At 63.1% G+C, this 18793-nt stretch carries 19 protein-coding genes, 1 tRNA gene and 1 pseudogene; 5 read left to right on the top strand and 16 right to left on the bottom strand.

All coding sequences use genetic code 11. The features are described from left to right. Window positions 1-54: 54 nt before the first annotated feature. The 4 genes from hemP to F6X39_RS32935 form a co-directional block, all read right to left on the bottom strand. Entirely contained in the window at window positions 55-315 is a 261-nt protein-coding gene (hemP, locus tag F6X39_RS32950) for a hemin uptake protein HemP (protein WP_187619686.1), read from the bottom strand. A 185-nt stretch (window positions 316-500) separates the two neighbouring features. Then, window positions 501-983: an SRPBCC family protein gene (locus F6X39_RS32945; protein ID WP_018418636.1), complete on the bottom strand. Its 483-nt coding sequence runs from the start codon at window positions 981-983 to the stop codon at window positions 501-503. A gap of 85 nt (window positions 984-1068) precedes the next feature. Further along, on the bottom strand, window positions 1069-1467 hold the full coding sequence (locus tag F6X39_RS32940) for an OsmC family protein (protein WP_184044399.1): 399 nt from the start codon (window positions 1465-1467) through the stop codon (window positions 1069-1071). A 203-nt stretch (window positions 1468-1670) separates the two neighbouring features. Next, on the bottom strand, window positions 1671-2549 hold the full coding sequence (locus F6X39_RS32935; protein ID WP_090803851.1) for a pirin family protein: 879 nt from the start codon (window positions 2547-2549) through the stop codon (window positions 1671-1673). Window positions 2550-2671: 122 nt separating this feature from the next. On the opposite strand from F6X39_RS32935, the gene F6X39_RS32930 reads away from it, so the two are divergent. After that, window positions 2672-3682 carry a LysR family transcriptional regulator gene (locus F6X39_RS32930; protein ID WP_184062149.1) on the top strand — a complete coding sequence of 337 codons (1011 nt, stop codon included), beginning with the start codon at window positions 2672-2674 and terminating at the stop codon, window positions 3680-3682. Between the two features lie 435 nt (window positions 3683-4117). Here F6X39_RS32930 and F6X39_RS32925 read toward each other — a convergent pair whose 3' ends face one another. The 9 genes and pseudogenes from F6X39_RS32925 to F6X39_RS32885 form a co-directional block, all read right to left on the bottom strand. Continuing rightward, window positions 4118-4537, bottom strand: coding sequence for an ExbD/TolR family protein (locus tag F6X39_RS32925; protein ID WP_184032602.1), 420 nt, complete (start codon window positions 4535-4537; stop codon window positions 4118-4120). Window positions 4538-4553: 16 nt separating this feature from the next. Beyond that, complete coding sequence (locus F6X39_RS32920) at window positions 4554-5285, bottom strand: MotA/TolQ/ExbB proton channel family protein (RefSeq protein WP_187619685.1); 732 nt, start codon at window positions 5283-5285, stop codon at window positions 4554-4556. Window positions 5286-5313: 28 nt separating this feature from the next. Further along, window positions 5314-6051 carry an energy transducer TonB gene (locus tag F6X39_RS32915; RefSeq protein WP_187619684.1) on the bottom strand — a complete coding sequence of 246 codons (738 nt, stop codon included), beginning with the start codon at window positions 6049-6051 and terminating at the stop codon, window positions 5314-5316. A 330-nt stretch (window positions 6052-6381) separates the two neighbouring features. Continuing rightward, entirely contained in the window at window positions 6382-6636 is a 255-nt protein-coding gene (locus tag F6X39_RS32910) for a bacterioferritin-associated ferredoxin (RefSeq protein WP_090803857.1), read from the bottom strand. A 149-nt stretch (window positions 6637-6785) separates the two neighbouring features. Continuing rightward, complete coding sequence (murI, locus tag F6X39_RS32905) at window positions 6786-7673, bottom strand: glutamate racemase (RefSeq protein WP_184062146.1); 888 nt, start codon at window positions 7671-7673, stop codon at window positions 6786-6788. 164 nt (window positions 7674-7837) lie between these two features. Next, window positions 7838-8317 (bottom strand): bacterioferritin, encoded by a 480-nt coding sequence (gene bfr, locus F6X39_RS32900; protein ID WP_184062145.1) that lies wholly within the window; start codon window positions 8315-8317, stop codon window positions 7838-7840. A 202-nt stretch (window positions 8318-8519) separates the two neighbouring features. Beyond that, entirely contained in the window at window positions 8520-10043 is a 1524-nt protein-coding gene (locus tag F6X39_RS32895; RefSeq protein WP_187619683.1) for a fumarate hydratase, read from the bottom strand. 141 nt (window positions 10044-10184) lie between these two features. Next, window positions 10185-10334 (bottom strand): annotated as a pseudogene (locus tag F6X39_RS32890) (YqhA family protein); the annotation flags it as partial. A gap of 208 nt (window positions 10335-10542) precedes the next feature. Continuing rightward, window positions 10543-11445, bottom strand: a complete 903-nt coding sequence (locus F6X39_RS32885) for a DMT family transporter (protein WP_187619681.1) — start codon at window positions 11443-11445, stop codon at window positions 10543-10545. A gap of 472 nt (window positions 11446-11917) precedes the next feature. Between F6X39_RS32885 and acs the strand changes: the two genes are divergently transcribed. The 4 genes from acs to F6X39_RS32865 all read left to right on the top strand — a co-directional run bounded on the left by acs (window position 11918) and on the right by F6X39_RS32865 (window position 16670). After that, window positions 11918-13900: an acetate--CoA ligase gene (gene acs, locus F6X39_RS32880; protein WP_187619680.1), complete on the top strand. Its 1983-nt coding sequence runs from the start codon at window positions 11918-11920 to the stop codon at window positions 13898-13900. Window positions 13901-14057: 157 nt separating this feature from the next. After that, window positions 14058-14486 carry a DUF4212 domain-containing protein gene (locus tag F6X39_RS32875; protein WP_187619679.1) on the top strand — a complete coding sequence of 143 codons (429 nt, stop codon included), beginning with the start codon at window positions 14058-14060 and terminating at the stop codon, window positions 14484-14486. Between the two features lie 4 nt (window positions 14487-14490). Beyond that, window positions 14491-16509, top strand: a complete 2019-nt coding sequence (locus F6X39_RS32870; protein WP_187619700.1) for a sodium:solute symporter family protein — start codon at window positions 14491-14493, stop codon at window positions 16507-16509. A 70-nt stretch (window positions 16510-16579) separates the two neighbouring features. Next, window positions 16580-16670 (top strand) — tRNA-Ser (locus F6X39_RS32865). Window positions 16671-17214: 544 nt separating this feature from the next. On the opposite strand, the gene F6X39_RS32860 is transcribed toward F6X39_RS32865, so the two are convergent. From F6X39_RS32860 to F6X39_RS32850, 3 genes are all read right to left on the bottom strand, one after another. Next, complete coding sequence (locus F6X39_RS32860) at window positions 17215-17520, bottom strand: contact-dependent growth inhibition system immunity protein (protein ID WP_316251746.1); 306 nt, start codon at window positions 17518-17520, stop codon at window positions 17215-17217. Further along, the gene (locus tag F6X39_RS32855; RefSeq protein WP_187619678.1) at window positions 17517-18353 is read right to left on the bottom strand and encodes an RNase A-like domain-containing protein; all 837 of its coding nucleotides are present in this window, start codon (window positions 18351-18353) and stop codon (window positions 17517-17519) included. The genes F6X39_RS32860 and F6X39_RS32855 overlap by 4 nt, the downstream gene beginning before the upstream one ends. A gap of 105 nt (window positions 18354-18458) precedes the next feature. Next, window positions 18459-18683, bottom strand: a complete 225-nt coding sequence (locus tag F6X39_RS32850) for a hypothetical protein (protein ID WP_187619677.1) — start codon at window positions 18681-18683, stop codon at window positions 18459-18461. Window positions 18684-18793: the final 110 nt, after the last annotated feature.

The raw sequence follows: 18793 nt of genomic DNA, 5'->3' as shown, positions 1-18793 counted from the left end.
ACCTCTCTGGGAGGTGGTCCCCACAATACCCGGTACTTACCTCGTGTTGCCTTGCTACTTCGTCAGGATCAGCTTGCCGAGGCGCGTCGCACGCAGTTGATACGTGTCGCCGTTGTGCACGATGCTGATGTGACTATGGCCTTGCAGCAGCGCGTCGCTGCGCACGACCCGTTCCGACGTCTCGCCTTGGCCGGCGGTGCGTTGCGCGCCGGGTTTCGCCGCGGGCGCGGCCGTCGTCGACGATTTCGGGCGGCTGGTTAGCGCGGCCGCCGAGCGGCGCAGGCTGAGCGTGGAGGAGCGAGTCATATCGGTCATTCGTTTTAGCTTGTTCGTCGATTCGATGTGATCATTCTAAATGATAACTATTCCTATTTACAAGATTGAGAAATTGATCGAATCCGACTTCTGATAGCTGAATGAAAGTTCGTCTGGACGGCGACTCTGGAAGCCATCCTGGCCATGGTCCCGCGACAGCGTGGGCAGGGCGCCCGCGCGGTATCTCAGTGCAACGGTCCCGGTTCCTGCCTGGCCCCCACGTACTGGCGGATCAGCCGCACCGTATCGATATCGTTCTCTCGATATGCGGACTTGACGATCTCCTGCGTCTGCACGGCGTCCTGATCGGTCGAGACGGGCAGCGTGGTCGCGTACTCGAAGCGTAGGAACAGCTGCAACTCATCGGGCTGCTCGATCGTCATCGTCAGGGAGCCGCCGACGTGCTCGGCGGTCGGCAGGATGTCGTAGCGCACGCTTTCGGTTTCCTGCAGTGTGACGCGATCGCGCACAGTGGCGTGGCCGTAGTGCAACTCACGCTCGAGCACATTGCCGTCGCGCGACAGGATCGTGCAACTGTCGAGACCGATCACGAACAGTTGCGGCTGCTCGGCGCGCAGCACGAGCCCTTGCCACAGCTGCTCGCGGGTCATCGATTCGACGAAGGGATTCAACGGATCGTTGATCTGAATAAGGTGTTCGAAATTCAAGACGACTGCGTCCTTTGAAAATATTGCAATACTCGTGACCCGAACGGACGGCGTCCGACCGTCCTATGCCCGTTTGCTGCGGCTGTTAAGCGACCGCGAGCGCGGAGCGGATCGAGATCGTGTGCGTGAGGATCTTGTGCACCGGGCACGCATTGGCAATTTGCAAAAGCCGTTCCCGCTGCTCGCCGGAGAGTTCGCCATCGAGCATGATCTGACGGTCGATCGTCGAGCCCGCGTCGCCGGTTTCCATCGACAGTTTGACCCGTACGCCCGCGAGCGGCCAGCCTTTGCGCTGCGCGTACATCTTTAGCGTGATCGACGTACAAGCGCCGAGGCTCGACAGCAGCAGCGAGACCGGCGTCGGGCCGCGGTCGCCGCCGCCTAGCGATTCGGGTTCGTCGGCAAGCCAGGTGTGCTTGCCGTCGTCGAACACGACCTGGAAATTCGTCGAACCGATGTGGGCGGTGACGGTGGGCTCTGCCATACGCGCTCCTCTGCTAGGGATCTAATAGCGTCGCGCGCCGCGGACTGTCGAAATCAACGCGGGCCGCGCGACATGAGCCGTTATTGTGAACGAATTTAGCGGCGGTCGCGGCCCATGGCGGATGATTTGGCTGCGCGCGTGGCTGGTGGCAAGCTTCGCCTCGCGCCGACAGGCGTGACAAATGCGCGGCACGCGCTCGCCTGTCAGTGCGTGATCGCGCCCATCCGCCCGGCCTGATAGTCGATCACCGCCTGACGGATCTCGTCTTCGGTATTCATCACGAACGGGCCATAGCGCACCACCGGTTCCTTCAGCGGCACGCCGCCGAGCAGCAGCACTTCGAGCGGTTCGTCGCCGGCCGTAATGGTCACCGCGTCGCCGTCGTTGGCGAACACCACCATCGTGCGCGCGTCGATGTCCGCGCGCGCGTCGCCTTCGCCATACACGCCCTTGCCCGACAGCCCATACGCGAACACGCGATAGTCGGCCGGTACCGGCTGGCGGATCGTCGCGCCCGGCTGCAACGAGAAATGCTGATACAGGATCGGCGTGCGCGTTTCGATCGCGGCCTTGACGCCGAGCGCTTCGCCCGCGATGACCTTCACGCGCACCTGACCGTCTTCGGACGTCGCGGCCGGAATGCGTGTCGACGGAATTTCCTGGTAGCGCGGCGCGATCATCTTGTCGCGACGCGGCAGGTTCACCCATAGCTGCAGGCCGTGCACGCGACCGCCGGTGCGCGTGAATTCCGGGTCCGGCATTTCGCTATGCACGACGCCCGCGCCCGCGGTCATCCATTGCACGTCACCGGCGTGCAGCGTGCCGGAATGGCCCGCCGAATCCTTGTGGCCGAACTGGCCCTCGAGCACATAGGTGACCGTCTCGAAGCCGCGATGCGGATGATCGGGCGCGCCGATGGCCTCGCCTGGCGCATAGTCGACCGGCCCCATTTCGTCGAGCAGCAGGAATGGATCGAAGTCCATCAGCAGACGCGTCGGAAACGGTCGATGAACGATGAATCCGCCGCCCTCCACTGTGCGAACCGACGGGAACGTGCGTTCGATCGTGCGTGACGTAGTCATCAATATCACCTCGAAAAATGGGGAATAGCGCGATTTATGAAACATGGGGCTATTATAGGGACGGTTTTTGGCGGTGCCAGCCGTCCCTCAGCAATGGATTGTTCTATTCATGGAACGATGAGATGAAGATCGATTCACACAATCTGAACGACCTCATGTACTTTTCGCAGGTCGTCGAACATGGCGGATTTTCGGCCGCCGAGCGGGTGCTGGGCATCTCGAAGTCGCGCCTGTCGCGTCGGCTCACGGAGCTGGAGGCGTCGCTCGGCGTGCGCCTGTTGCAGCGTTCCACTCGCAAGCTCGCACTGACCGAAGCGGGGCAGCTGTTCTACCAGCACTGTCAGGCGATGCTCAGCGAAGCGCAGGCGGCGGTCAATGTCGTGCAGCAGCTGCGCTCGTCGCCGCGCGGCACGGTGCGCGTCAGCGTGCCGGTCACGATCTCGCAGACGATTCTGTCGACGATCCTGCCGGAATTCATGCACCGCTTTCCGGAGGTGCGCGTCGTGATGCGCGTGACGAATCGCGTGGTCGATCTGTTCGAGGATTCGATCGACGTCGCACTGCGCGTGCGTTCGGATCCGCCGGAAAACGCGAACATCGTCGTGCGGCCGCTGTGGCGCACCGAGCAGATGCTGGTCGGCGCGCCGAGCCTGCTGCAGCAGAATGCGCCGCCGCTGACGCCGGGCGACCTGAACCGCTTCGAAACACTCGACGTGCCGACGAGCGACGGCCGCCACGTGTACAACCTGATCTCGCCCGACGGCACGCGCCATGCTCACGAACACGAGCCGCGCCTCGTGACCGCCGATCTGATGACGATTCGCGAGGCGGTGCTCGCCGGCGTCGGCATCGCCGCATTGCCGGAGATGATGTATGGAGCCGCGTTGAGAGCGGGGCAACTGTCGCCCGTGATGCCGGGCTGGAGTTTTCCGACACCCCAGTTGTACGCGGTGTTCGTGTCGCGTCAGGGGATGGTGCCGGCCGTGCGCGCGTTCGTTGATTATCTTGTCGAGATGCTCGATCCGGATGAGGGCAAGCACATCATCGGCGAGTGTCCTGAGCGCGCCGAAAAAGCGGCGGCGCAGGCATCGGTGGCGAGGGCGTCCTCCGCTGCGTCGGCGGCGGTTTCATGAGGCTCTGTGGCAACTTAAGGGGGCACAGTGCGCCGCGGGCCGCTAGCGCGCTTCGGAAATCGTTTTTAGCATTTAAGCGCGGCCTGTCATGATTACTTTCAATGGTCGTTTGCTTGAATGCGCGCGCACACAGGCATATAGTGAAATCCCTTTCGCTAAGGAGTGTCCTATGCGAAAACTCATGGCCGCTATCATAGCGGGCCTGATAGGGCTGACCGCGTTGTCCGTGTCGACCACGGCCCTCGCATGCGGTGATAAAAGCTATCAGTCTTCGGCCGATGGCAAATGATCCCGCCGCCCGAAGGCGCCGAGTGCGCACAAAAAAAGGCCTTCATCCGACGATGAAGGCCTTTTACTTTTTGGCCCTGTTTAAAAGGGGTGTTCCCGTAGACGAGCGCGCTGCTCCGCTTGCCGGTCCGCGTGCCACGTTACCGTTTACTTCGCTTTGGGTTGCGTGACGAAACCGATCTTCGTCAGTCCGCCAGCCTGCGCGGCGGACATCACCTGAGCGACCTTCTCGTACGGCACCTTGCGGTCCGCATCGAGATGCAACTCCGGCTGCGGGCTCGCCTGCGCGGCCGCGGCGATCTTCGCGGCGAGCGCCGCATCGTCGACCTTGGTGCTGTCCCACAGCACGTTGCCGTCCGCGTCGATCGACACCGTCACCTGCGCGGGCTTCGTGTCTTCCTTCTGACTGCTCGCGTGCGGCAGATCGATCTTGACCGCGTGACGGATCACCGGAATCGTCACCATGAAGACGATCAGCAGAACCAGCATCACGTCGACGAGCGGCGTCATGTTGATCTCGTTCATCAGGCCGTCGTCATCGTCTCCGGCGAAAGGGCTCATTGCCATTGGAATGCCTCGTCGATCAGTTGGCGCGGGTTGCGAGACGCAGGCCGTCGCCGCGCCTTGTCGACGACAAGCGGGCACCGGTCACGAAGAACGCATGCAGGCCGTGCGCGAAGCGGCTCAGCTTCGCGACGATCGCCTTGTTGGCGCGCGTCAGCGCGTTGTAGCCGAGCACGGCCGGAATCGCGACGAACAGACCAAACGCGGTCATGATCAGCGCTTCGCCGACCGGGCCGGCGACCTGGTCGATCGACGACTGGCCGCTCGCGCCGATCGCGAGCAGCGCGTGATAGATGCCCCACACGGTCCCGAACAGGCCGACAAACGGCGCGGTGCTGCCGATCGACGCGAGAATCGCGAGACCGCTCTGCATGCGCGCGACGCTTTCGTCCATCGTGTCTTTCAGGCAGCGCGTGATCCAGTCCGACACGTCCATGCGGTCATGCAGATGCGGCTGCGTCTGGTGATGATGGTCGGCCGCTTCCTGGCCCGACAGCGCGAGCGCGAGGAACGGGTTGTCATGCGGCGTCGAGGCGCCGCCGCCAAGCTTCTTCACGCCGTCGGCGAGGTCGTCCGAATGCCAGAACGCCTGCTCGGCGTTCTTCGTCAGGCGCTTCAGGCGCATCACGTTCCAGCCTTTGACGACGATCACGCTCCACGACATCACCGACATGAGCAATAGCGCGAGCGCGATCCCGCGCGTCACGAAATCCCCTTGCGCCCACACGTGTGCCAATCCGTAGTTTTGCATTGCAATTCCTTGTTTTTGAAAGCTTGCTTCAGTCGGTCAGATTGAAGTTGAAAGGCTGGGTGTACGCGGCCCTGACGGGCTCGCCGTTCTCGAGATACGGTTTGCAGGCGCTCGCGCGTACGGCGGCCAAGGCCGCGTCGTCGAGACGGCTAAAGCCGCTGCTTTTCTTCAACTCGATGTTCTCGAGCTTGCCGGTCAGACCGACGACGAAGTGCACGTACGCGGTGCCGGATTCGCCGCGGCGCCGCGATAGAGTCGGGTATTCGGGCTGGGTGATATTGCAATCGAGGTGCGACACGTTTTTCGGCGCGCTGATTTCCATCGTCGGCTTGCCGATCGCGGGCGCTGCCGCGGTGGGCGGTGTCGCCGGCGCGGCAGGCGCGGCCGGCGTCGGATCGGGCGCCGCGACCGGCGTCGGCGATGGCGCAGCGGCCTGTGGCAACGGAGTTGGCGTCGGCTTGGGCGTCGGAGTCGGCTTCGGCTGGGCTTTCGGCCTCGTATGGACGGGCGGCGTTGGCCGGGGCGGCGGCGGAGCGATCGATTGCAACGCGACCGGCGCGGCGAGCGGCGCGGGCGGCAGCAGTTCGGCGGTCATCACGTGCGATTCGAGCGCGACCGGCACAGGCTCGTGACGCAGCGTCATGATCACGGCGAGCAGAGCGACGTGAACCGCGGCGACTATGGCAGTGGCCGTCAGCGCGCGGGAATTCGGTCGGGTGGACGACGCGAGCGGGGCGCCGGCGGAAACGGGATGCGGAGCCTGCATGGTCAGTGTGGCAGCGCACCGCGCGGGCGGCGCGTCAAACAGGGCATCGTCATGTTCGGAAAATCAGCAGCGAAATGAACAAAGTAGTCACGAAACCAATCAGCAATTCCATCTCGAACTCCTTTCGAAGGGGGAGCGGGGTAGCTGGCTGGTACGAGTACTGGCTTGCTGACGGCAGTGGGATAACGCAGTACGGCGGACAGTACTGCGGTTGTGTTGCAGACGTGCGGCACATTCAACGTCGCATCGGAGCGTTACACAAAGCGTGCATGAAGCAGAGGGACTTTTAGATGCACCGACACGGCATGCACCGGGCCCTGCTAGCTGAGCTCAGGCTGCCTTGCGCTCGTAGAACGCGACTTGCACGACCTCGGCGACGCTCTGCACCTGCCGATGCTCGACCACGCCGCAACGGCTCGCGCACACACCGCTTTGCAGCATCACGTCACGCACGGATTCCTCGCATTTGCCGCAGCACGAGGCGACGCCGAGTTCAAACTGCAACTCGTCGAACGAGTCGATGCCGTCCGCAATCGAGGAGCGGATTGTGCGGTCGGATACGGATTTGCAGACACAGACGATCATGGCAGGCGTCATAGCTAACGTTAATGCGAATTATTATCATTTTGTTTGTTTCGTTTGGCAAGCGTCCCGTGCGATTTTTTGTAACAAAACCAGACTCTTAGAATGGATTTCGTCGGCAGGAAGGGCGGGGCGCGCGCCGGTTGCCGGCGCTAGGCGGCGCGAGAATCCGATGCGGCCGTGCGGCCCGACGGTATCGATACCTGCTCGACCGCGGCCTCGATCCGCAGCAGCGTGGCGGCGAGTTGCTGCTGATGGATGCCGTCGTCGGTGGAATAGAAGCGCGGCAGCGGCGTGCCCCCGGCCGACGCCGCGGCGCGCAGGCCGTGCTGCTCGAGCACGCGTTCGAGCTGACGCGCGATTGCCACGCTCGTATCGATCAGCGCGAGCCGTTCGCCGACGATGTCGCGGATCGCCGCGTCGAGAAAGGGGTAATGGGTGCAGCCGAGCACCAGCGTGTCGGCGCCCGCGTCGAGCATCGGTTCCAGGTAGCTGCGCAGCAGTGCGTGCAGCTCGGCCGAGCCGACGTCGCAACGCTCGACCGCCTGCACGAGCCCGTGGCCGGGCTGGCACAGAAAGCGGCAGTCGGCGGCGTAGCGTTCGAGCAGCCCCTGGAAGCGGGCGCTGCGCAGTGTCGCCTGGGTCGCGAGCACGCCGGCGACGCGGCTTTTCGATTGCAGCGCGGCGGGCTTGACACCCGGCTCGACGCCGACGAGCGGAATCGGCAGCTTTTCGCGCACCAGCGCGATCGACTGCGCGGTTGCCGTATTGCACGCGACCACCAGCGCCTTCGCGCCTTGTGCGGCTAGCCATTCGCCGATGGCCAGCGTGCGGTCGGTGATGAAGTCGTCGTCGCGCTCGCCGTAGGGCGCGTACAGCGAATCGGCGACATACAGCAACGCCTCGTCAGGCAGTTGCGCGCGCACCGCGCGCAGCACGGACAGGCCGCCGAGCCCCGAGTCGAAAATGCCGATCGGCGCCTGCGACGCGGCGCCAGCGGCAACACTGCGGACAGTCGGGGACGGCGAAGGGGCGGGCATAGGCGAAAAAAACGAGCGTGAAGTGGCGGTCGGCGAAAAGGGTGAAACCACGGTGAGGCGCGAACGAGCGCGCAAGTATATCGCCCGTGCAGTACGGTCCGGCGCGAATGCCTGCTGGGCAGGCGTCGTGCCGCTACCGCGCGGGATGCTTCAGCGTGCTTCGATCAGGACTCGACCGAGCCCATCGCGCTTTGCTGGTAGTTCTGGATACCGACCTTGTCGATCAGATCGAGCTGGGTTTCGAGCCAGTCGATGTGCTCTTCGGTGTCGTCGAGAATCTTCGTGAAGATTTCGCGCGAGACGAAATCGCGCACCGATTCGCAGTAGGCAATCGCCTCCTTGCAGGTGCCTTGCGAAATCTGTTCGAGCTTCAGATCGCATTCGAGGATCTCTTTGGTTTCCTCACCGATCAGCAGCTTGTGCAGGTCCTGTAGATTCGGCAGACCGTCGAGCATGAAGATCCGTTCGATCAGCATGTCGGCATGCTTCATTTCGCCGATCGACTCGTCGTACTCGTGCTTGCCGAGCTTGTCGAGGCCCCAGTGGCCGTACATTCGGGCATGCAGGAAGTATTGATTGATCGCGGTCAGTTCGTTCTTCAACTGCGCGTTCAGATATTCGATGACCTTCTTGTCGCCTTGCATGTTATTTCCTTTTTCGGGAACCTTGAATTTCCAACAACAATAAACGCCATGTCCAAAAAAGCCAAGAGATCCGATACAACTGTTGGCGGCGTTGGCGGCCTCGTGCGTGCGGCGCCTTGCGCGTGCATGACGCACGGAAAGAAAAAGCCGGGATCGCGGCCCCGGCTTTTCGACTGACCTGAGTAGCGTTAATCGCGACTCATCAAGCGGTGGCGACCGGAATCTTGCCGATCTTGGCTTGCCATTCCTTCGGGCCGGTCTGGTGCACGGAGGTGCCGTTCGAATCGACGGCGACCGTGACCGGCATGTCCTGCACGTCGAACTCGTAGATCGCTTCCATGCCGAGGTCTTCGAACGCGAGCACCTTCGCGCTGCGGATCGCCTTCGACACGAGGTACGCCGCACCGCCGACGGCCATCAGATACGCGGCCTTGTGCTTCTTGATCGCCTCGATCGCGACCGGGCCGCGCTCGGCCTTGCCGATCATCGAAATGAGGCCCGTTTGCGCGAGCATCGTCTCGGTGAATTTGTCCATCCGCGTCGCAGTGGTCGGGCCCGCCGGGCCGACCGCTTCATCGCGCACCGGATCGACCGGGCCGACGTAGTAGATCACGCGGTTCGTGAAATCGACCGGCAGCTTCTCGCCCTTCGCGAGCATGTCGGCGATGCGCTTGTGCGCGGCGTCGCGGCCCGTCAACATCTTGCCCGACAGCAGCAGCGTCTGGCCCGGCTTCCAGGCCGCCACTTCTTCCGGTGTCAGCGTGTTGAGGTCGACGCGCTTGCTGGTTTCCGTGTTCGGTTCCCAGTGCACCTTCGGCCATGCGTCGAGCGACGGAGCTTCGAGCCTGGCGACGCCCGAACCGTCGAGCGTGAAGTGCGCGTGGCGGGTCGCCGCGCAGTTCGGGATGATCGCGATCGGCTTGGATGCGGCGTGCGTCGGCGCGGCCATGATCTTCACGTCGAGAACAGTGGACAGACCGCCGAGGCCCTGCGCGCCGATACCGAGTGCGTTGACCTTCTCGTGCAGCTCGACGCGCAGCTCTTCGATCCAGTCCTTCGGGCCGCGCGCGATCACGTCCTGAATGTCGATCGGGTCCATCAGCGATTCCTTCGCCATCACCATCGCTTTCTCAGCGGTGCCGCCGATGCCGATGCCGAGCATGCCCGGCGGGCACCAGCCCGCGCCCATCGTGGGCACGGTCTTCAGGATCCAGTCCACGATCGAGTCCGACGGGTTCAGCATCGCGAACTTCGACTTGTTCTCCGAGCCGCCACCCTTGGCCGCGACCTGCACGTCGATGGTGTTACCCGGCACGATCTCATAGTGGATCACGGCCGGCGTGTTGTCCCTGGTGTTCTTGCGCGCGCCTTCGGGCGGGCTCACGATCGATGCGCGCAGCACGTTGTCCGGATTCAGATAACCGCGGCGCACGCCTTCGTTGATCATGTCGGTGACGCTCATCGTCGCGCCGTCCCAACGCACGTCCATACCGACCTTCACGAACACCGTGACGATGCCGGTGTCCTGGCAGATCGGGCGCTTGCCTTCGGCGCACATGCGGCTGTTGGTCAGGATCTGCGCGATCGCGTCCTTCGCTGCGGGGCTCTGTTCGAGCTCGTACGCGCGGCCGAGCGCTTCGATGTAGTCGAGCGGATGGTAGTAGCTGATGTACTGCAGCGAATCAGCGATGCTCTGAATCAGGTCTTCCTGTTTGATGACGGTCATGGCTAGCTCAGTGGGGAGTGGCGCTTGTTGTCGGATCGCAGCACGGTGCGGTCAGTCTTGCGCCTTCATGGGAGTGGAAACCTTGATGCCGCCCACGGCGTGCAATGCCGCGGGCCCTTCGAAATGTTTGGGGTGCGTGCGCGTTTCGTCGAGCTTCATCGAGTCGGTGACCAGATGCCAGACTTCCTTCAGGAATAGCACGACGTAGACCGCCTGCGCGACGATCAGCCCGAGGTACAGCGGCACCTGCAGCCAGCGGCTCATGAAAACGAGGTGGGGCAGCGCGCGCATGGGGCGGCGCGGACGGGCGGAGGCGGGTCGCGAAGCGGACATAGGCAACGGTCAGATGAAGCGCAGGTGACGGAACAGGGGGCCAGGCGCCGACGGCGGTGCGGGGCGCGGCCACCGAAGGGGCGCGAGACTCGCGTCAGGCGCGCCATTGTACAGCGTCGGTCGAAGCTGCTGCTTTGCGGCGGGCAGCGCGCCCGCGACACCAGAATTACGATGCGATCGGCGGCACGCTGCGCGCCTTCAGGCTCGCGAGGCCGATACCGGCGACCACGCAGGCAAGCGCGATGCCGTGCGCGAGCGTGGGCCGCTCGCCGAGGAACTCGATGCCGTAGAGCGCCGCGGCGACCGGCAGCACCGCGCTGAACACGCCGGCAAGACTGCCTGGCACGTGACGGATGCCTTTCATCCACAGCCAGAACGAGAAGATGCTGGCCGACAGCCCGTACCACAACACCAGCATCCAGACGCTCGACGGCACCGCGCGATAGTCGAAATGCGCGAGCGCGCCGGCGCCGAGCGGCAGCATCAGCAGCAGGCCGAACAGATGCGTGTACGCGCAAATATCGATCGGCGCGAGCGTCTGCGTGAGGCGGCGGGACAGAATGATGTACAGCGATTCGCAGCACACGGCACCGAGCACCATGAAGTTGCCCGCGAGCGAGCCGGTGCCGGCCGTCGCATCCGCGCCCGCCTGGACGTGCGCGACATTGATGACGACGACGCCGACGATCGCCAGCGCGATCGACGCGAGCGCGCGGCCATCGGGCCGCTCCTTCAGGATCAGCCACGACAGCAGCGCGACGACCGCCGGAATCGTGCTCGTGATCACGCCGGCCGCGACCGCGCTGGTACGGGCGACGCCGTTGAGCATCAGCAGCGTGAAGCCGAAGGTGCCGAATAGCGCCTGCAAAAACAGGTTGATCCATTCGTCGCGTTTGACACGGCGCAGTTTGGTCGCGCGCAACAGCGGCCATAGCACGGCCATCGCGATTACGAAACGCAGCAGCGCGAACAGCGGGACGGGGACGAAGGCGACGATCGATTTACCGATTCCGACGTTGCTGCCCACCAGCAGCATCGAGGTAATGAGAAGCAGGGCGTAGCGATTCAAGCTGGAATCCGGACGGCTAGTTCAGTTAGCATTGTAAAAGGCCGTGCGAGAGAGCGTAAGGGTGCGAAAGCGGGCGCGCTGGCGGTGCGTCGAGTTCGCTCACCGGTATGCAATGTGCTGCGAGTGAGCGTAGAAGGCTCTGTAGAACGGGCGATCTTTTTCGCGCGCATCTCGTCTGATCAACGCGTAACTGCGTCGATGGCTGGCGCGATCTAAGGGTTTTCGCTTGCAGATCAATACGATGCGCGTAAGTGGCCGGTAAGTTGCAGCGCTTATGGTTAAGCCTTGACGTGGAATAGGATCGCGCAGGCCACCCGCATGCACGGATGTTGCGATGCCGCACGCACGCGCGTTTGACGGTATCGCGAGGTGGGAGACAGCGCCGCTCGTGGCGGCTCGAACAGGATAAGGCCCGCGCGCCCGACGTGCGCCGGTACAGGTTTTACGTTTCATCTTCACCAAGGGGTTGTCGATGTCTGCGATTGAATCGGTTCTTCAGGAACGCCGCGTTTTTCCGCCCTCCGCTGACACTGCGAAGGGTGCCACGATCTCCGGCATGGACGCGTACCGGGCGCTCGCCGCCGAAGCGCAGCGCGACTACGAAGGCTTCTGGGGGCGTCTCGCGAAGGAGACGCTGAGTTGGCACAAGCCGTTTACGAAGGTGCTCGACGAATCGAAGGCGCCGTTCTACACGTGGTTCGAAGACGGTCAGCTGAACGCGTCGTATAACAGCATCGACCGTCACGTCGAGGCCGGCAACGGCGAGCGCGTCGCGATCGTGTTCGAAGCCGACGACGGCAGCGTCACCAACGTCACCTATCAGGATCTGCTGCAACGCGTATCGCGCTTCGCGAATGCGCTGAAAAAACGCGGCGTGAAGAAAGGCGACCCGGTCGTCATCTATATGCCGATGTCGATCGAGGGCATCGTCGCGATGCAGGCGTGCGCGCGGATCGGCGCGACGCACTCGGTCGTGTTCGGCGGCTTCTCGTCGAAGTCGCTCAACGAGCGGCTCGTCGACGTCGGCGCGGTCGCGCTGATCACGTCCGACGAACAGATGCGCGGCGGAAAGGCTTTGCCGCTGAAGAACATCGCCGACGAAGCGCTCGCGCTCGGCGGCTGCGAGAAGGTCTCGAGCGTGATCGTGTACCAGCGCACCGGCGGCAAGGTCGCGTGGGACGCAGGGCGCGACCTGTGGATGCATGAACTCACGCAGGCCGAGTCGGATCAGTGCGCGCCCGAATGGGTCGACGCCGAGCATCCGCTCTTCATCCTCTATACGTCGGGCTCGACCGGCAAGCCGAAGGGCGTGCAGCACAGCACCGGCGGCTATCTGCTGTGGGCCGCGCAAACGCTGAAATGGACCTTCGACTGGCGCCCCTCCGACGTGTTCTGGTGTACCGCCGACATCGGCTGGATCACCGGCCATAGCTACATTACGTACGGGCCGCTCACGCTTGGCGGCACCCAGGTCGTGTTCGAGGGCGTGCCGACCTATCCGGACGCCGGGCGCTTCTGGCAGATGATCGCGAAGCACAGGGTCACGCTGTTCTATACGGCTCCTACTGCGATCCGCTCGCTGATCAAGGCCGCCGAGGCCGACGCTAAAGTGCATCCGAAGAGCTACGACCTGTCGACGTTGCGCATCATCGGCACGGTCGGCGAACCGATCAATCCGGAAGCGTGGGTGTGGTACTACGAGAACGTCGGCGGCGGCCGCTGTCCGATCGTCGATACGTGGTGGCAGACCGAGACCGGCGGCCACATGATCGCGCCGATGCCGGGCGCGACGCCGCTCGTGCCGGGTTCATGCACGCTGCCGCTGCCGGGCATCATGGCCGCGGTCGTCGACGAAACCGGGCAGGACGTGCCGAACGGGCAGGGCGGCATTCTGGTGGTCAAGCGTCCGTGGCCGGCGATGCTGCGCAACGTGTGGGGCGATCCGGACCGCTACAAGAAGAGCTACTTCCCCGACGAGCTCGGCGGCAGGCTTTACCTCGCCGGCGACGGCGCGGTGCGCGACAAGGAGACCGGCTACTTCACGATCATGGGCCGCATCGACGACGTGCTGAACGTGTCGGGCCATCGTCTCGGCACCATGGAGATCGAGTCGGCACTGGTGGCCAATCCGCTCGTCGCGGAAGCCGCCGTGGTGGGCCGCCCCGATGCGACGACCGGCGAGGCGGTGTGCGCGTTCGTGGTGCTCAAGCGTGCGCGTCCGCAAGGCGAAGAGGCCGTGAAGCTCGCGAACGACCTGCGCAACTGGGTCGGCAAGCAGATCGGTCCGATCGCGAAGCCGAAGGACATCCGCTTTGGCGAGAACCTGCCGAAGACGCGTTCGGGCAAGATCATGCGTCGTCTGTTGCGTTCGCTCGCGAAGGGCGAGGAAATCACCCAGGACGTGTCGACGCTGGAAAACCCGGCGATTCTCGATCAGCTCGGCGAGTCGATTTAAAGCGTTGTAAGCGGGTCCGCGCGGACGGCGGCGGCGTGTCGATCGACACGCTTGCGGGCACGCCGCGCAGACCCGTTATTCGAGCTGACGGCTTGCATCGCGGCGTCGCGCGGACAATCCCAATTGCCTCGCCGATGCCTTTTTGATACATAGGCGCATGGCCGCGCCGCACCTATCCTCCCACGCCAGGTTGAACCCCCCGCCCGAACCGCCACCGGTCTCGGCGGCGATGGCGCTCGCGCATCGCAGGTACTGGCGTTTCAACCTCGCGCTGATCGCGGTGCTGATGACGCTTGGCTTCTTCGTCTCCTTCGTCGTGCCATTGCTGGCGCCCGCGCTCGCGCAGGTGCACGCAGGCGGCTTCAGGCTGCCGTTCTACTTTGGCGCACAAGGCGCAATCCTGATCTACCTTGCGTTGATCGTCGTCTATATCGTGCTGATGCAGCGCGCCGATCGTCAGTTGCAGCACGCGTTCGAAGCGGATTCGCAGCGCGATGCGGCAAGCGGTCCCGCCGCGGATTCCACCACCGGCGCGAACGATGACGTCACGATCGGCACGGCCGCGCCGGCCGCGCGCGGGCGCTGAGCCGATGAAGCTCACGCATCGGCTGATCCGCTCGTACGCGCTCTATACGCTCGGCTTTCTGCTGTTCGTCTACGTGATGTGGCGCATCGAGCGCAGCACCGGTCCCGGGGTGTGGATCGGCTATGTGTTCCTGTTCGTGCCGATCGCGGTGTATGCGGTGATCGGCGTGCTGTCGCGCACGTCCGACCTGGTCGAATACTATGTAGCGGGGCGGCGCGTGCCGTCGGCGTTCAACGGCATGGCGACCGCGGCCGACTGGTTGTCGGCCGCGTCGTTCATCGGTCTGGCCGGCTCGATCTACGCGACCGGCTACGACGGCCTCGCGTACCTGATGGGCTGGACCGGCGGCTATTGCCTCGTCGCGTTCCTGCTCGCGCCGTATGTGCGCAAGCTCGCGCGCTACACGATTCCCGATTTTCTCGGCACGCGCTATTCGAGCAACGCGGTGCGCGGCCTCGCGGCGCTCGCCGCGATCCTGTGCTCGTTCGTTTATCTGGTCGCGCAGATCCAGGGCGTCGGGCTGATCGCGACGCGCTTTATCGGCGTCGATTTCGCGGTCGGCATTTTCTGCGGGCTCGCGGGCATTCTGGTGTGCTCGTTTCTGGGCGGCATGCGTGCCGTTACGTGGACCCAGGTCGCGCAGTACATCATCCTGATCCTCGCGATGCTGATACCGGTATCGATGATCGCGCACAAGGACGGCCTCGGCTGGGTGCCGCAATTTAGCTATGGGCGCCTGATGGAGCGCATGGAAGGGCTCGAGAAACAGGTGCGCGACGCGCCGCTCGAGGAGCGCGTGCGCGACGACTATCGACGCCGCGCCGCGTTGATGCAACTGCGGCTCGATACGCTGCCGCAATCGTTCATCGACGAAAAGCAGCGGCTCACGCAGGAGGTCGGCGATCTGCGCCGCCATAACGGTCCGTTGCGCGAGATCAAGGAGCGCGAGCGCGCGCTCGAACAGTTTCCGCGCGATGCCGCCGCCGCGCAGATCGTCTGGAGTCAGAAGCGCGACGACATGCTGATGCGGGCGAGCGCGCCGGTGCCGATGCAGGAACCGTTTCCTGCTGTCGGTGAGGAAGACCGGAGCACGCACGCGCGTAACTTTCTATCGCTGCTGCTGTGTCTGTCGCTTGGCACGGCGAGCCTGCCGCATATCCTGACGCGCTACAACACGACGACTTCGGTGGCGTCGGCGCGGCGCTCGGTCGGCTGGACGCTCTTTTTCGTCGCGCTGTTCTATCTGACCGTGCCGGTGCTGGCGGTGCTGATCAAGTACGAGATCCTGTCGAATCTGGTCGGCCATCATTTCGCCGATCTGCCGCAGTGGCTGACGCAATGGCGCAAGGTCGAACCGAGCCTGATCAGCCTTGCCGATACGAACGGCGACGGTATCGTGCGCTGGAGCGAGATCCAGATGCAGCCCGATATGGTCGTGCTCGCGGCGCCCGAGATCGCGGGGCTGCCGTATGTGATGTCGGGCTTGATCGCGGCGGGGGCGCTCGCGGCGGCGCTATCGACCGCGGATGGTCTGCTGCTGACGATCGCGAACGCGCTATCGCACGACGTGTACTACCACATGGTCGATCCGAACGCGTCGAGCCAGCGGCGCGTGACGATCTCGAAGATTCTGCTGCTGGGTGTCGCATTGTTCGCGTCGTACGTGGCGTCGCTGAATACGGGGAATATTCTGTTTCTGGTCGGGGCGGCGTTTTCGCTGGCGGCGTCGAGTCTGTTTCCGGCGCTCGTGCTCGGCGTGTTCTGGAAACGCACGACGCGGCTCGGCGCGGTGGCGGGGATGGTCGCGGGGCTCGTCGTGTGCATCTACTACATCGTGTCGACGTATCCGTTCTTCACGCAGATGACGGGATTCACAGGTGCGCGCTGGTTTGGCATCGAGCCGATCAGTTCGGGCGTGTTCGGTGTGCCGGCGGGTTTTCTCGTGGCGATCGGGGTGAGTTTGCTCGATCGAAAGGCGGACGCTTATACGATCGCGCTGGTCGACTATATCCGGCATCCGTAGGCGGTTTGCGCGGGGCTTTGGCCAGGGTGTGGCGCAGGGCGCGAAGTTTGCTATAATTCGGCTCCCCGCCGGAGAGATGGATGAGCGGTTTAAGTCGCACGCCTGGAAAGCGTGTATAGGTTAATAGCCTATCGGGGGTTCGAATCCCCCTCTCTCCGCCAGGACATCAATGAATACGGGCCTTTCGGCCCGTTTTTCTTTTCTACCAACACCGCTACCCACACGACATCGAGCGGTGCAATTCCCTGCCTGTTGGCGGCCGGTTGGGTGCGTTGTCTACGAACAACATAGGTCGGGTTTTCCCGGGAGCGCGGCTCGACAAAGAGGATAACCGGGGAACAAATGAAAAGCCCCGCTCGGGGCGGGGCTCATTAAGGCCTGGACCTAAGTCTTTCTGGCAGTTCGTTCGGCATGGCAAGAGAAGAAAATACCCGACAAGCTCTGTGGCATGCGTCGCCCCCGCCAAAGCTGCGCCATCTCCGTCGCGCGCGAGAATCCATATTGGGTCGTCTGCTCCAACGTCGGTCAACTCAACAATGTTGCGGGAATTGGGGCTCATATATCTAATCGCTGCCTCGGGGATACTCGACGATAAATGAGACAGGGTGTCGGTACTTCGAGGCGAACACCTCGGGGTGAAATGCAAACATTGTCGAGTGGATGCCCCGGGTGATATCGAACCAACCTCGCGCGGCGACGAGTGGATTAATCGCTCAGAAGACGCTTCAATTCCTCGAGAAACGAAGCGGTCGTATAGCCCCACAACTCCGGGTCGAAATCTTGCCCGTAATCCGTTTCAAACGCTGAATCCAGATCATCCGGGTGCTCGCTTATGAACGAATCTATTTCGTGGATCATTTCGAGATGGCTTTCCCGTGGGCAGTCCCTCCTGTAGCACGAAACAATTTCCGGAATCGTTTCTCCCCATAAATCAGAATCCTGATTAAGGTATGCGCCAAACAACTGATAAAGTTTCGGGTAACGCTCTGACAGCATAATTTTCGCCTTCATCCAACATATGCGGTAAGAATGTAGTACGGCATTCCATTGTAGGTTTGATATTTCAGTACAACGACAACCTCATTCATCCGCGTCATTTTTCCTGTCTGTCGTGCAGTTCCATAGCCGACATCACTCGCCACACGCTGCGTCAGTGTAAGGGGGCCGCCACTACCTGAGCACTCCGCCCATTTCCTGATTTGTGTCGTATGGGCGCGCATTACTTCTGATATTGCCCATTCCGCCCGCTCCAGGTTCGTGAATGACGACACTCTTTTTCGATGCGGTTCAAGTCTCAGTCTTTCGCGCAATTGCGCTTCGGTCCGCCCCACGTGCTTTTCGAGTGTGTGCCCTCCCAGCCTCGGATTGAGCGCCTTTGCTTCATGCATTTGCAGATCGATCCGGCCCATCGTAACGCTGGCCACGCGTGCAGCCTTGATCGAGCCAGCGAACCCGAACGGCACGATCATATCGACTGACAGGCCGATGTTGTTCGCCATGTCAGGACTGGCGTTCATCGCCTCGGCCAGCTTCGCCGTACCTTGCTGGGTCAGCGTGACCGTATCCCGGCCCGTCCAGATTTGACGCAAACCTGCCGACGCCGTATCTGAGCCATGTACGCCGAACACAACACATCCGGCCTTGCTCGCCATCGTCGGTTCCGGCAGCACACATAGCGCTGCCGCCCCGACCATTTCCAGCACCCCGCCGACCACCTGCAAGCCGCCCCATAGCCGGTTGGAACGCATCTCCGTGGGGCTGATCGACTGGCGGGAGAGCACTGCCGCCAGTTGCGGCACACTGAGCACCACGCGCACGCCGTCCGAATCCTGTTGATACGACATTCCGGTGTCCTCTGTAGCTGTTGGGGCTGCTACGCTAGCAGGCGTCCACAGGGGGATGGAATGGGCGATGGATGATTTTAGGCTTCCGCTGCGATCAACGGAATGTCAACGTTTGTGCGCGCCGGAATGCACGCCGTAGCGCGTATGGACAGTCTGGACAAGAACGGTTCCGTTCAGCAAGGCAGCGCTCGTATAGCGCAGCGTGGACATATGGTTTGGCCATGCTCCCGTCGTCGCGCGTCGTTGTTCCAGCAGGTCCGTTCGGTGAGTGGCCGTCTCAACGTTGTTTGCCGCGCAATGCGCGAGCGCGCGCTGCGAGGTATCGCGCATAGCTCCGCCGGGACAGAACACAAAATCCGGTCAACGAGAATTTTGTGCACGCGGGATCGTCCCGAGAGGCGCGAAGCTTCGACAAGCCTCACCCCTCATCCCCCTCCCGC

Origin of the sequence: Paraburkholderia sp. UCT2, assembly GCF_014397665.1 — a bacterium.
In the GTDB taxonomy this organism is placed as follows: Bacteria; Pseudomonadota; Gammaproteobacteria; order Burkholderiales; family Burkholderiaceae; genus Paraburkholderia; species Paraburkholderia tuberum.
The sequence above is the reverse complement of the archived record's forward strand: the minus strand, read 5'-3'. Positions and strand labels throughout refer to the sequence as shown.